This is a genomic window from Segniliparus sp., assembly GCF_051660745.1.
In the GTDB taxonomy this organism is placed as follows: domain Bacteria; phylum Actinomycetota; class Actinomycetes; order Mycobacteriales; family Mycobacteriaceae; genus Segniliparus.
Genome location: NZ_JBOFQF010000010.1, coordinates 1 through 13,396 on the forward strand (window position 1 = coordinate 1; position 13,396 = coordinate 13,396).

General features: G+C 68.8%; 11 protein-coding genes and 1 tRNA gene. 5 read left to right on the forward strand and 7 right to left on the reverse strand.

Annotated features, from left to right (window positions below; genetic code table 11):
• Positions 1 to 62: 62 nt before the first annotated feature.
• Positions 63 to 1,301, reverse strand: coding sequence for a L,D-transpeptidase (locus ACRC20_RS03445; protein ID WP_438684945.1), 1,239 nt, complete (start codon positions 1,299 to 1,301; stop codon positions 63 to 65).
• Between the two features lie 202 nt (positions 1,302 to 1,503).
• Between ACRC20_RS03445 and ACRC20_RS03450 the strand changes: the two genes are divergently transcribed.
• Positions 1,504 to 1,579 (forward strand) — tRNA-Lys (locus ACRC20_RS03450).
• 153 nt (positions 1,580 to 1,732) lie between these two features.
• Positions 1,733 to 2,737: a hypothetical protein gene (locus tag ACRC20_RS03455; RefSeq protein ID WP_438684946.1), complete on the forward strand. Its 1,005-nt coding sequence runs from the start codon at positions 1,733 to 1,735 to the stop codon at positions 2,735 to 2,737.
• A gap of 77 nt (positions 2,738 to 2,814) precedes the next feature.
• On the opposite strand, the gene ACRC20_RS03460 is transcribed toward ACRC20_RS03455, so the two are convergent.
• Positions 2,815 to 3,456, reverse strand: coding sequence for a TetR/AcrR family transcriptional regulator (locus tag ACRC20_RS03460; RefSeq protein ID WP_438684947.1), 642 nt, complete (start codon positions 3,454 to 3,456; stop codon positions 2,815 to 2,817).
• A gap of 180 nt (positions 3,457 to 3,636) precedes the next feature.
• Between ACRC20_RS03460 and ACRC20_RS03465 the strand changes: the two genes are divergently transcribed.
• A complete protein-coding gene (locus ACRC20_RS03465) occupies positions 3,637 to 4,770 on the forward strand; it encodes an oxygenase MpaB family protein (RefSeq protein WP_438684948.1) in 1,134 nt (377 codons plus the stop codon).
• A 73-nt stretch (positions 4,771 to 4,843) separates the two neighbouring features.
• On the opposite strand, the gene ACRC20_RS03470 is transcribed toward ACRC20_RS03465, so the two are convergent.
• The 3 genes from ACRC20_RS03470 to ACRC20_RS03480 all read right to left on the reverse strand — a co-directional run bounded on the left by ACRC20_RS03470 (position 4,844) and on the right by ACRC20_RS03480 (position 8,283).
• Positions 4,844 to 5,767 (reverse strand): hypothetical protein, encoded by a 924-nt coding sequence (locus ACRC20_RS03470; protein WP_438684949.1) that lies wholly within the window; start codon positions 5,765 to 5,767, stop codon positions 4,844 to 4,846.
• 79 nt (positions 5,768 to 5,846) lie between these two features.
• A complete protein-coding gene (locus ACRC20_RS03475) occupies positions 5,847 to 6,995 on the reverse strand; it encodes an MFS transporter (protein WP_438684950.1) in 1,149 nt (382 codons plus the stop codon).
• Between the two features lie 82 nt (positions 6,996 to 7,077).
• Positions 7,078 to 8,283: a multidrug effflux MFS transporter gene (locus ACRC20_RS03480; protein ID WP_438684951.1), complete on the reverse strand. Its 1,206-nt coding sequence runs from the start codon at positions 8,281 to 8,283 to the stop codon at positions 7,078 to 7,080.
• Positions 8,284 to 8,473: 190 nt separating this feature from the next.
• Between ACRC20_RS03480 and ACRC20_RS03485 the strand changes: the two genes are divergently transcribed.
• Positions 8,474 to 9,169, forward strand: a complete 696-nt coding sequence (locus ACRC20_RS03485; RefSeq protein ID WP_438684952.1) for an alpha/beta hydrolase — start codon at positions 8,474 to 8,476, stop codon at positions 9,167 to 9,169.
• Between the two features lie 231 nt (positions 9,170 to 9,400).
• Positions 9,401 to 11,644, forward strand: coding sequence for a HelD family protein (locus tag ACRC20_RS03490; RefSeq protein WP_438684953.1), 2,244 nt, complete (start codon positions 9,401 to 9,403; stop codon positions 11,642 to 11,644).
• A gap of 291 nt (positions 11,645 to 11,935) precedes the next feature.
• On the opposite strand, the gene ACRC20_RS03495 is transcribed toward ACRC20_RS03490, so the two are convergent.
• Entirely contained in the window at positions 11,936 to 12,385 is a 450-nt protein-coding gene (locus ACRC20_RS03495; RefSeq protein WP_438684954.1) for a universal stress protein, read from the reverse strand.
• A gap of 167 nt (positions 12,386 to 12,552) precedes the next feature.
• Entirely contained in the window at positions 12,553 to 13,230 is a 678-nt protein-coding gene (locus tag ACRC20_RS03500; RefSeq protein WP_438684955.1) for an SRPBCC family protein, read from the reverse strand.
• Between the last annotated feature and the right edge of the window lie 166 nt (positions 13,231 to 13,396).

A 13,396-nucleotide genomic window follows, 5' to 3' on the forward strand; every position in this document is an offset into this window, starting at 1 on the left:
CGTGCGGCGCGAGTCTGGAACTCGCGCCGCACGCCTTTTGTCTCGCAGTCCTCTCCCGTGCTTCAGGAGGTGCTGCGGTTGCCTGCTTTCCACACTTCCCACGGGATGTTCCAGTCGCCGAGCCCGTCGTTGCCCGGCAACATGGTGCCCTTCGTGTTTTTCACCAGCACGGCGTCGCCGCGCTTGGAATGCTCCAAGAACCACTTGCCGTCCTCGGGGCTCACATTGAGGCAGCCGTGGCTCGTGTTCCTCTTGCCCTGCGCCCACACCGACCACGGCGCGGCGTGGACGTAGATGCCGCTGTACGAGATCTGGGTGGCCCATTCCACCTTGGTGCGATACCCCATCGGCGCCCAGGTCGGGAGGCCGAAAGTCGACGAGTCCATGATCATGGACTGGTTGTGGTCGCCCACGGTGTAATAGCCGTTGTTCGTCAGAAGCTTCGGGTTGTCCAGGCCCATCGACGTCGGCATGGTGCGCACCAGGTCGCCGTTCACGAAGATCTGGATCTGCTTCGTGTTGTCGTCCGCCACCGCGAGGAACTCGTCGCCGATGGCGAAGCTCGTGGCGATGTCCTGCTGGCCGAACAGCCCGTTGCCAAGATTGACCCCGTAGTCCTTGACCTCGACAGACACCTTGGTGCCTGGCTTCCAGAAATGCTCGGGCCGCCACCGGACCTCGGTCGGGGAGATCCAGTAGAACGCGCCCTCGACAGCGGGCTCGGTCGTGACTTTGATGGCTTTCTCGGCGGCGGCGCGATCCGAGATCGGCTCGTCGAACTTCACGCCCACGGGTTGGGCGACCCCGACGACCTCCCCGTTCGCGTTGCCCTTGTTGAAGTACGGCATCGTCAGCGCCTTCGGCGACGACGTGGTGAACGTCCGGGTCAGCGTGCTCGTCCCGCTCGTCCCCATGACCTCGGCCTTGAGCACGTACTTCTTGCCGTAGCCGAGCGGCTCGACGCTGTGCCAGGTGCGCTTGTCGCCGCTCAGCTCGGTCTTCACCGTCGTGCCGTCCGCCCCGGTCAGGGTCGCGGAGACGATCGCCCCGCCATTGGCGGCCAACGTGACCGGGTCGGCCGGGGAGACTCCGGTCGCGCCGTCCTTCACCGAGGAGTCGAGGCCCGGGCGCAGCGCCTCGTCCGCAGAGTTCGCCCCGACGCCCGCCGCCGCGTTCGCGCGGCGCTGCTCGGTCCCGCAGGAGACAGATCCGAGCATGAGCCCGAACACCGCCGCGAGGGCGACCGAACGGCTCAACCAAGGGGTGCCCGTATGTCGCGCCGGCCACACAGCCTCAGGCATGTCACGTCCTCCTCCTGGCTGGCGGGCCAGACTCCAAGGAAAGCGCTCCGCCGCTGGTCCGACCACGAATCGAACATGCCACAGCGCAGCGCTGAACCCCAATTGATTGCTTCGCCGCCATACTACGGGATCGGGGGGTCCCACGCCAGTAGCCGCAACGGTGTCGCGAGCATCGGCTTGGGCCTGTTAGTATGTACGTCACGCGCTAGTAGCTCAACTGGCAGAGCAGCTGACTCTTAATCAGCGGGTTCGGGGTTCGAGTCCCTGCTGGCGCACCAGGTCGGGCCTGGTCGGATAGTGTTTCTAACTATCCGACCAGGCCCGAATTCTTTGACTACCCAACAATGAGCCGATGCTCTCGTCGAACACGCCCGCCCCGCAAGGTCATTGGCCGACGGCATGTGTATGAATTATGGCATACCATATAAAACATGGATGCTGCCCCCTCTCCGGCCCAACCGTCCTGGAAGCGATCGATACATCGCGCGCTGCTCGGCGCGGGCGAGCGCTCCAAAGAAGAGGCCAGGCTTGTCGTCTGCCTGCGCTGCACGGCATTGCTGCTATGGCTGATCTTCGCAGGAGGGCTGCTGCTCGCCCTCGCCCTGCCGCATGTCCTGGACTACCACCAACCGCTGGGGCATCTGATCATGTACGGGGACGGCGGCCAGACCGACGCAGCCCTGCTGTCGGTGCTCTATGTGGTCTGGCCGGTGTTCTTATGGCGAGCAGCAGAGAGCCCGAGCCATCACGCCGGGGTGATCCTCGGCGCGATCTTCGGCAACCTGGGGCACGCGTTCGTCATGACAGTGGTCTGCCTGCGCGGCCTCTCGCACTACCACTACTGGTTCCACCTGCTCACAGACATCCCGCTGGTGTACTCGCTCGCAGCCGCCGTTGCCGTCTATTGGGCTCGGTACGCTCGGAGCAATGGGGCCGAGGGCGGCCCGCTCCGCGTGCTTTTCTGGCGAGGCGTGCCTGGCGATTTGGATCTGCGCACACCCGCTCCAGGGGTGAGCCTGCGCTTCGCGCTCCGATCTTTCTGCCTTGCAACAGCGGGTTACTTCGCAGTGGAATTCGCGGTTGGCGTGTTCCAGCCAGATCTGTTCACCTTCAAACACCAGCCCGGACGAGCGCTGATGTTCGCGGACGGAGAGCACCCCGACGCCGGCATGTCGGCGGCGGTCTTCCTCGTCCTTGCCTTCGTGGGGTGGTGGGCTTCGGGCCAAGAGCGCATCGACTCGCTGCATGTGCGGATGCTCGCCGCGTCCGTATGGGCCCAAGCCGCCGTCATGACCCTGCTGGCGCTCCAACACGGCAGATTGTTCCGCCTGGGCACCGACATCCCTGTTGCCCTGCTGCTTGGAGCCGGCCTGCTCTTCGTCGCCGCACAAGCCAAGCGACAAGGGCTCGACGCGGAGCGGCGTGGCTCCCCCTGACCTCCGCGCCGAGCGGGCCGTGGTCGACCACCAATGGCGGACGCCTCGAGTCCGCGTGGCGCAGTCCGCCCATCTCGTTACCTCGGCAGCAAACGCCGAACCGCCTCGCGAAGCCGCCCCGACGCCTCCGACAGGCCCTCTCCGCGCGGCACGAGGACGAACGTGGCCAGCAACCGGTTGAGCGTGTCGGCGACGAAATCCGCCTCGTCCTCCGCCAGCGCGTCCGGCAGGCCTGGATCTTGGAGCAAGCCGGAGAGAAAGCTCCGTCCGATCGCCTGGCCCGACGGCTCGTAGTCGCGCCACAGGCGCACGATCCGTTCGGGCTGCAGCCGGACCAGCCAACGCGCGACGGGGTTGGCATGCGCGTCTTCCAAGCTGCGCGCCATCGCCAATTCGGCGACGTCGCCCGCGGTCGCGCACCGCGAGGCGCGGTCGCCGAGGTCGCGGAGCTGCGCGAGCAGGTCGCGCCGATAGGCGGTGTCGACGAGGTTCTGCTTGCTGCCGAAGAGGCGGAACACCGTGCCCCTCCCCATGCCCGCCCGCTTGGCGACCTTGTCCATGGTCAGGCCCCGCTCGCCGCTCTCCCCCAGCACCGCGACCGCGGCGTCGAGGATTTTGCCCCCAGAGCCTTCGGCCTTCCGCGCCTCCTCGTACAGCTCGTCCCCCATCGCGGCGGCGATCAACGCCTCCAGGTCGATTCCCGGTGCGGCCCTGGACATGCCCCGATGATCGCACACCGCCCGCGGCAGGAATGCCGTTTCGCGATGCCAGAGACATTATTACTTGATTGTCCCAAAGTCCGGTGATACTCTCTCTGTCATCAAAGTTTCATGACAGACCTCACATTTCATCCAGGATGTGCGGGGCTCGGAGCATCGAGGCCACGAGGAGAATCGGGCATGGCGGTCACGCAGACGGCGAGCACGGACGAGCAGCAGCGCGAGCGCTCGGGGAACTATTACCTGAAGCCCTCGGTGCAGAAAGGCGTCCCGTTCCACTTCGCGGGCGAGACCCGCACCCCGGACGGCGCGGTCGACTACGGGTATTTCGGCCCGGGCTCGCTGGCCTGGCAAGTGCTCTCCCCCGCCACGGTGGCCATGCTCATCGACGGGCCTGCGGCCGCGCTCGAGCTCATCCACCGGGGCCTGCTGAGCGTCGTCCTGGAGCACGACCCCATCAACGACGAGGACGCGCGACGCAAGCGCCGCCGACTCGCCGGAACCCCCGTCGAGGCGCGCCGCAGCCCGAGGGAGGTCCTCGACCGGCACATCCGCACCGGGCTCGTCCCCACGCCGATCATCGTCGGCGACACCCCGACCGCAGCCTTCACCGCAAAGCGCCTGCACGCCTACCACAAGCCGATGAAGAGCGTCGTCCCCGGCAGCCCCGGCGGACCCGAGGACCACTACGACGCCGCGAGCGCGAAGATGATGCTCTTCGCCCATGTCACGATCTGCCACGCGGGACTGCGCCTCTACGAAGGCGTTGTCGCCCGCGACGGGCGGCTGCCCCGCAGGTTCAGCCCCGGACAGCGCGACCAATACTGGCGCGAGATGGTCGCCTTCGCGGAGCTCATGGGCGTCCCGCGCGAGATCGTCCCCGACTCCGCCCAAGCCGTCGCCGACTACTACGCGGGCATCGCGCACGAGTACCGGGACGTGCCCTTGCGCGCGTTCTTGTCCAGGACCGCCCAAAACCGTGGCCTCTATCTCTCGACGTTCCGGCTCGCGAACCTCCCCGACACCCTTCGGATGCTCGCCCTGGTCGGCGTCGTCATGCCGGTGACACTGGCGGTCATCCCGCGTCCGGTGCGCAGAATCTTGAACATCCCCCGGTTCCTGGATCCGGCGTTCAACGCCCTCAAAGTTCCGTTCGGCCTCCTGCTGTGGCCGCTGCAGAAGAACCCCGCCCTCGGCGAGAGAACCGCCCAGCTCATTTTCGGCTCCGAAGCAGGAGGGGCGCTCCGCATGCTCCGCGAGGCGCGAGAGGCGGCGGCGCGGACGAAAGCGGCTGCGCCCGTGGCGACCGTGTGACTGGCTCGCTGGAAGATCTGCCCGCCCCTGCGCGGCCTCCGGTTCCCCGGCTGCGCGCTGGCCGCACGCGCGGCTATCTCACGACGGCGACGCCGGTCAGCCCGCCGGGCAGCGTGGCGACCAGCCGGTCGATCCCCCGCGCCGGGTCGACCTCCCGGATGTCGCCGCCGAGATCGGTGACATAGAAGGCTCCGGTCGCCTCGTCGCGGTCCACGCCGATGGCCTCGCGGAACTCCGAGGCGAGGATCGTCGGGGCCACGCCCTTCTCGCCCACGGCGGGGATCGGCGCGCGGTTGAACGTGTTGCCCTCGGGCCTGGCGCCCCGGTCGGTCCAATAGATTTCGCCCGCGCCGAGGTCGAGGTAGAGGTCGATCGGCTCGGGCAGGTTCTCCCACAGCGTCTCGATGTCGTCGCGGCGCGCGGGGTCGGCGGGAGCGGCGAGCGGCGCGCGGAAGATCCGCCCCGCGCCGCCCTTGCTCGGCCCCTTCTGCGTCCAGTACAGGTGGCCGCCCGCAGGGTCGACGGCGACGCCGACGCAATGCCGCAGGATGTCCCGCTGCTCCTCGGGCACTGTGTGATCGCCGTTCTGGACCAGAACCTCGAGTTCGGAGCCGTCCAGGTTCGCCCGCAGCACCCGCAGTCCCTCGCGGTCGGAGAAGTAGAGCTTGCCCGCGGCAAAGTCCGCGACGAGCTGTTTGCCGGTGACGAAGCTCCCCGCCGGGAGCACTGTCGTCCTCCCCGAGCCGTCCAGGCTCGCCCGCTCCAAGGAGCCGTTCGCGGCGTGGAACGAAGCTGTTTTCTCCGTCAACGCCGCTCCTGGGGCGCTCCCGGCGGGCACGCCCATGTTCGTCCAGTAGAAGACGCCGCGAGCCTTGTCGACGACCACGCCGTCGGGCACCTCCCCCGTCCCGGCCACCAAGGTGGTCGCGAAGCCGGTCGCGGTTTCGACGGACTGGATCTCGCCAGCTCCGGGGTTGAGGACGATCAGTGTTGGCACGGCGCGGTCCTTTCCTTGGTTCGCGGTGCGGCTTCGCGGGCGAAGCGGCGCGGCCAGGTTGTTTGTCTCTTCGCCCAGCTTAGTCGTCGACGGCGGCGCGGGCTCCGGAGCGGCCCGCCCCTCGCGCATGGGCGAGGCGCCAGCCGCAGGCCGCAATGGCCGCGCAGGCGGTCATCACGACCGCGAGGGGCACGGCGTCGCGCGCCCCGCCGAGGCCGACCAAGGGCGCCACGAGCGCGCCGACTGCGGCCTCCGCAGCCCCTGTGACGGCCGCGGCTCGGCCCGCCGCCGCATGGGCGGCGGCCAGAGCCAACGCGGTCGCGTTCCCGAGGACGAAGCCGAGGCCCGCGACGACGACGCACAGCGGGACGGCGAGCCAGACGACCGGAGTCGAGGAGAGCGCGACGGCGGCGAAGGCGGCCGAGCCGCCCAATACGACAGCCAGCCCGACCGCGAGGAGCTCCGCAGCCGGGCGTGTCCGGGACAGGCGGGCGCTGGTCATGGCGCTGGCCACCATGCAGATCCCGTTCGCGCTGAACAACAGCCCGTTGCCGAGCTCGCTCAACCCCATGACGCTCTGGTGCACGAACGGCGAGGCCGAGATGTACGACATCAGCGCCCCGAAGCCGAAGACTCCCGCGATCGCGTTGCCGAAATACGCACGGGACAGCAGCGGTTTGAATCCCACTGGATTTTTTCGCGCCGCGTCCCGCACATGGCGCGGACGGGTCTCGGGCACCACCGCGACGACGACGACCGCCATCGCCACGGTCATCGCGCACACCGCCCAGAGGACGCCGCGCCAACCCACGGCCGGAGCGAGCGCTCCGCCGAGCGGCGAGCACAACACCGGGGAGAGCCCCACCGCCCCGCCGAAGCCTTGGAGGACGCGGCTCGCCACCAGCAGTCCCACCGAGGGCGCCAAAGCCGCCGCCGCGCTCGCGCCGACGCAGAGCAGCGAGCCGACCACCAACGGCCCTTTCCGCCCGTAGCGGTCCGAGAGCGCGCCGAAGACGAACTGCCCCACGCCTATGCCGAGGAGGAAGCCGGTCAGGGTCAGCTGCACGACGGACGGCGAGACCCGCAGGTCGGCGGCGATAGTCGGGAACGACGGCAGATACAGGTCGACCCCGATCGAGGCGAACGCGGCGAGCAGCGCGAGCGCGGCGAGGAGGCCGCGCGGCAGCGACGGCTCGGACCGAGCAGAGGCCGGACGATCTTGTGTCAAGGAAATTGACCTCAGTATGCGGCCATTGTCGCGGCGCAGCCTGAGAAGACGCTCAAAAGCGGGCGCCGTCATAGCGGCACGATCAGACGGCGGCCTGCCGCGCGCCGCTCCGGGCGACGAGCCCGCAGCAGGCCGCGATCACGGCGCAACCGACCATGACGGCGGCGAGCGGCACAGCGGTGTGCTCGCCGCCGAGCCCCGCCAAGGGCGAGACCAACGCCCCGACCGTGAACTGCAGCGCGCCGATGAACGCCGAAGCCGAGCCCGCGGCATGCGAAACCGCCCCCATGGCGAGCGCAGTCGCGTTCCCGAAGACGAAGCCGAGGCTCGCGACGGCTGCGCAGAGCGGCGGCGCGAGCCAGACGACCGGCAGCGGGGAAAGCGCGACGGCGGCGAAGGCGATTGAGCCCGCCAATGCGCCTGCCAGGCCGAACGCCAACAACCTCGCCGGAGCGAACCGATGGGACAGTCGTGCGCTGAGCGCGCCGCATGCGGTCAGGCAGAGGGCGTTCGCGCCGAACAGCAACCCGTTGCCGAGCTTGCTCAGCCCCATGACGCTCTGATAGACGAACGGGGAGGACGCGATATACGACATCATCGTGGCGAACCCGAAAGCGACCACAGCGGCGTAGCCGAGATAGGTCCGCGACAGCAATGGCGCGAGCCCGGCCGCGTTCTGCCGCGCCGCCTCGCGCGCCTGCGGGGAGCGGGTCTCGGGCACCATGGCCACGACGACCACGGCCACCAACACGGCCAGGGCGAACACCACCCATAGAATGCCCCGCCAGCCGATGACCGGGGCGAGCACGCTGCCCAGCACGGGAGCCGCAACGGGCGCGAATCCGCTGACGGTCATCATCAGGCTGAACGCGCGCGCCGCGACTTTGCCGCTGACGAGGTCGGTGATGACGGCGCGGCCGATCACTACGCCCGCCGCCCCGCCGAAGCCTTGGAAGACACGGCAGACGGCCAAGAAACCCGCCGACGGGGCGAGCGCGGCGGCGACGCTCGCCACGACGCAGAGAAGCGCGCCGACGACCAGCGGCGGTTTGCGCCCATAGCGGTCCGACAGGGGCCCGAAGACGAGCTGCCCCGCGCCCATCCCGACGAGGAAGCCGGTCAGGGTCAACTGCACAGCGGAAGCCGAAGCCCGCAGGTCGACAGTCATATTGGGGAACGAGGGCAGGTAGAGGTCGATGGCGATCGGGGCGATGGCCGAGAGCAGCCCGAGCACGAGCAGGAGGCTGCCGGAGATCCCCGGAGCCTCGGCGGAGCGTTCTTTTGTCAAGGCACCTGACTCATTCACCCGCCTATTGTCCACGAATCGCGCCGAAACGGCCACCGGGGCGGCGGGAGGGCATGATCGGGAACTCCGCCCCCGCACGGGCCCCTGGAACAGCACCGGTACTTTGTCTCCGAGGACGGCAGCGCCTCGTTCTCCTACGCTGCCACGAACCACCTCTTGGAGGATGAATCACATGGCTCTGCCCTCAATTGTTCTTGTCCACGGCTTTTGGGGCGGCGCCGCCCATTGGTCCAAAGTGATCGTCGAGCTCGCGGGGCGCGGCTACAGCGACATCCACGCCGTGGAGAACCCGCTCACCTCGCTCGCCGACGACGCGAAGCGCACCCAGCAGATGGTCAAGCAGATCGACGGGCCGGTCGTCCTGGTCGGGCACTCCTACGGCGGCGCGGTCATCACCGAGGCCGGAAACCTGCCCAACGTCGCCGCGCTGGTGTACATCGCGGCGTTCGCGCCGGACTCGGGCGAGAGCCCCGGCGAGATCAGCCAGAAACGCCCCCCGGCGGCGTTCCCGAACCTCGCCCCGGACTCGGACGGGTACCTGTGGGTCAAGCCGGACAAGTACCACGAGAGCTTCTGCCAGGACCTCGCCGACGACGAGGCGCTGGTCATGGCGGTCACGCAGAAGGCCCCGCTCGCCTCGACGTTCGGCGACGCTGTCACCGACCCCGCGTGGCGGCACAAGCCGTCCTGGTACCAGGTCTCGTCCGAGGACCGGATGATCCACCCCGACAACGAGCGCGAGATGGCGGCCCGGCTGAACCCGCGCGAGCTGATCGAGCTCCCGGCCTCGCACGCCTCCCTCGCCTCGCAGCCTGCCGCAGTCGCCGACCTTGTCGACAGGGCGGCCAAAGCGGTCGCGTCCGTCTGAGCCGAGAGCGCTCTCGGCCCGCTCGGGCACGAAGCCGCACGATCAAGAGGAATCCCAGGCCGGGGAGTATTTTCCGGCCTGGGATTCCTCTTTTGCCGCCGCAGGCGCGCGAAGTCCATCCTGCGGCCCCGCCCGCCTCTGGGACCGGGTAGAATTGATTGCTTGTGCGCGCGCCTGCACGGAGCTGGCAGGCGTGCTATCGGCAGACACACCCATTGAGGAGGATCTGACGTGTCGGACGAGCAACAGGGTGAGGACCAAGAGCGCCTCGATGTGCTCTACGCCCGGTTGGACCGCCTGAAGGCGACCGCGGACCGTCGTCTGCGCGACGCGCTTCTCGAAGCCGACGGCGACGACCAGGAGCGCTCCGAGCGCGAGTCGTACGTCCAGCTCTACAGCGAGGACCTCGCCAAATACCATGCCGCCGAGCACAATCTCTGCTTCGGCCGCCTCGATATGGCCGACGGCGAGCGCCGCTACGTCGGCAGGCTCGGGATGTTCGAGGACGACAGCGACGAGATCCTGCTGCTGGACTGGCGGGCCCCGCTCTCCAGGCCTTTCTACCTCGCCACTCCCGCCGCGCCGGAAGACGTGCTGCGCCGCAGGCACATCCGCACCCGCAGCCGCAAAGTGCTCGAGGTCAACGACGAGACGCTGGACATGTCCTCGGCGGCGGACGACCAGCAGGACAGCGCCCTAGACGGCGGGGTCGTGAACGAGACCGCGCTCGTCTCGGCCCTCGGCGCGGCCCGGACCGGGCATATGAACGACATCGTCGACACCATTCAGCGCGAGCAGGACCTCATCATCCGCAACGAGCACCGGGGCGTGCTCGTCGTGCAGGGCGGCCCCGGCACCGGCAAGACCGCCGTCGCGCTGCACCGCGCGGCCTACCTCCTCTACACCCACCGCGCGAAGCTCGCCCGCAGCGGCGTGCTCATCATCGGCCCGAACGACACCTTCCTCAAATACATCGGCCAGGTCCTCCCCTCCCTCGGCGAGACCGGGGTTCTGCTCGCCACCGTCGGCACCCTCTTCCCAGGGGTGAAGCCCATCGAGGAGGACTCGCTCGAAGCCCTCGCGGTGAAGGGCTCGATCGCCATGGCAGACGTGCTCAAATCGGCCGTGCGCGCCCGGCAGCGGCTGCCAAGGGGGAATGTCCGCCTGCCGTTCGGCCGCCACGAGCTGGTCGTGGACCGCGAGCTCGTGGCCAAAGCGCAAGGACGGGCGCGCAACTCCCGCAGGCCGCACAACCCCGCCCGCCATGTCTTCCTGCGCGCCGCCCTCGACGCATTGGCCGACCGGCTGTGGCGGGAGACGGAGCCCGAGGGCAGCAACGACCTGGAGAGCTACCAAGAGATCCGGGACGAGCTGCGCGCGGACCCCGACGTGATCGAGGCGCTCGACGAGTTCTGGCCGGAGCTCAACCCCCAAGAGCTGCTGCGAGAGCTGTACGCGGAGCCGGAGGCGCTCACCGGCCTCGCCGCCCAGCAGCGCGCCGCGCTGGCCAGGCCGCAGGGCTCCGGGTTCTCCCCCGCCGACGCGCCGCTCTTGGACGAGCTGGCCGAGCTGATCGGCACCGACGACGAGTCGGCCGCCGAGGACGCGAGGGCCCGGCGCTCGCAGGCGATCGCCGAGGCGCAGGCGGCGCTCGACCTGATCCGGGACTCGGGCAACGAGGACCCCGAGGACGGTTTCGACTCGGAAGTGCTCATGGCGCACGACCTCCTCGACGCCGAAGCGCTGGCCGACCGCCACACCCGCTCCTCCCAGGCAAGCGCGGCGGAACGGGCCGAGGCGGACCGCACGTGGACGTTCGGCCATGTCATCGTGGACGAGGCGCAGGAGCTCTCGCCGATGGACTGGCGCATGGTGTTCCGCCGCTCGCCCAACCGGTGGATGACCCTGGTCGGCGATGTCGCGCAGACCGGCGGCCCTGCGGGCGCGTCCTCGTGGGCGGGCGTCCTCGCCCCGTACGTGGCGAACAGGTGGCGGCTCGCCGAGCTCACCGTGAACTACCGGACGCCGAGCGAGATCATGGGCTTGGCCACAGCCGTGCTGGGCGAGATCAACCCCGAGCAAACGCCGCCGCGCTCGATCCGCGCGTCCGGCCATGTGCCGTTCGCCACCCGCGTGCCTGCCGACGAGGTCGCTTCGGCCGTCGCGGATCTCGCGGCGGGCGCGGGCGACTTCACCGGCCTGACCGCGATCCTCGCCCCGGCGAACACGGTGCCGTCGCTGCGCCGGCTCGCGTCGGAGTCCGTCCGGGTCCACACCGTCCACGAGGTGAAGGGGCTGGAGTTCGACAACGTCGTCCTAGTCGAGCCCGCCGAACTCGTCGCCGAGTCCCCACGGGGCCAAAACGACCTCTACGTGGCGCTCACCCGAGCGACGCAGCGTCTCGTCGTGGTGCACAGCAAACCGCTTCCCGAGTCGCTCGCCTCCCTCGAGGACCGCACCGCCCTCGCGGGGTAAGCCTCACGGTATGCCTGGGGTCACCAGGCGCGAGCGGTGCTGGGCGGGCGATCTCCGTCGTTCGCCGGGGCCCCACATAACCCACTATGCTCAGACCCCCGCTGCCTAGGATCTCATCCCGCCCAGCCAGCCTTTCGCTCTTGTCAGCGCGGTTGGCCTGGCCGCTTCGCGGGATCGCCTCCGGCGAGGGGACGCTTCGCAAACACAACTTCAACAGAAGACTGCGGCGAGTCGTCTAGCCGGGCGGTCTGCGGCGTTGCTCCTTCGTCGCGGCCTTGCATCCCATCCCGGCTAGACGGTGTGGACGATCAAAACATCAATATCCGCTTTACGCGCGACATCGGAAGGCACGGAGCCGAGGAGGCGCCCGGTGAGGGACGAAAGGCCCCGGTTGCCGACCACGAGCAGGTCCGCTTTCACGCCGATGACGAGGTCGATCAGCGCGTCCACGGGATTCTTGTCCGCGATCGCCCGCTCTTCGACCTTCTGCGCGCCTGCTTTTTTCGCCCGGTCGGCCGCGCTGTGCAGGATCTCGTACGCGGGAGCGTTGCCGGTGATCTGGAACGCCTCGCTCTTGAGCGCGTCGGCAGCCGTGCCGCTGGAGCCGCCGCCCTGCTGGAACGCTGTCGCGATATACAAGGTCGCGCCGGCGGCGCCTGCGACCTCGGCCGCTCGCTCCACCGCCCGGAACGACGATTCCGAGCCGTCGGTGCCAACCACCACGCTGCGGTATAACGCCACCTCTTACCTCCTTCGTCCACGCCGCTCTTCGCGCCGTGGGAACCGCTTGATCAATATGTGCGCTGTCTCACGTTAAAGCTTGTTCTCGCCTGAAGCAAGGATAGCCCCGAAATACGCCACGGCGGGGTCCGGCCGCCCGGCCCGGACCCCGCCGTGCGAGCAATTCTCTACTTGTCCGCCGGGAAGATGGCCCAGTTCGCGTTCTTCGCGCCGAGTTTGAGGAACGGCTTCACGAATGGGGCGGCCAGCCAGAGCGGCAGGAAGCCGACGAGCTTCGGAGTCAGGGCGAGCTTCCAGGTCAGCTGCGTGCCGCCCCGCTTCGTCGGCTCGAACGTGTACTGCGAAGCCATGTGCTTGAGCACCGGCAGCGAAGCGCCCGTGCCGGTGTAGCCGAAGAGCTTGCCCTCGTCGAACTGGACGACTTTCTCGCCGACCGCGAGCGGCAGGGTCTTCAGGTAGCGGATCGCGCCCTCGCCGGGAACTCCGACGTAGTGGACGCCTTTGACGCCAGGAATCCAGTTGAACGCCCGCTCGCCGGTGAACGCCTGCCACACCTTCTCGACCGGGTGGCGGAACTTGACCTTCGCGGTGGTGCGGAAAGAGCCCTTCTCGAAGAACTCTTCGAAGTCGGCGCCTTCGAGCGCCTTCGCGGCGAAACGGAACGGAGCCTTGGGGCCCTTCGCGGTGAAGACCAGGAATCCGAGGACCAGCAGCGGCACCGCCACGACGGCGGTCGCGATGGCGTACAGCAGCTTGTCGTCCGCCGCGGGGTCGTACGCGGGGTAGGCGCTCGGAGCGGGGCTCGGAGCAGCAGGCTTCGTCGGAGTGTTCTGAGGCTCTGTCATGTCTTCGCTGTCCTTTGCGGTGTCGCCCAGATGGCATGGGCTTTGACGATGGTCTGGCAGCCCGCACACATATGTGGGCTGCCAGACAATTTAGTCCTCGCGCAGAGAGCTACGACATAGGCCCCCGTCACTTCCGGCAGGAGCCTGCTTCCGCCGGAAGTGACGG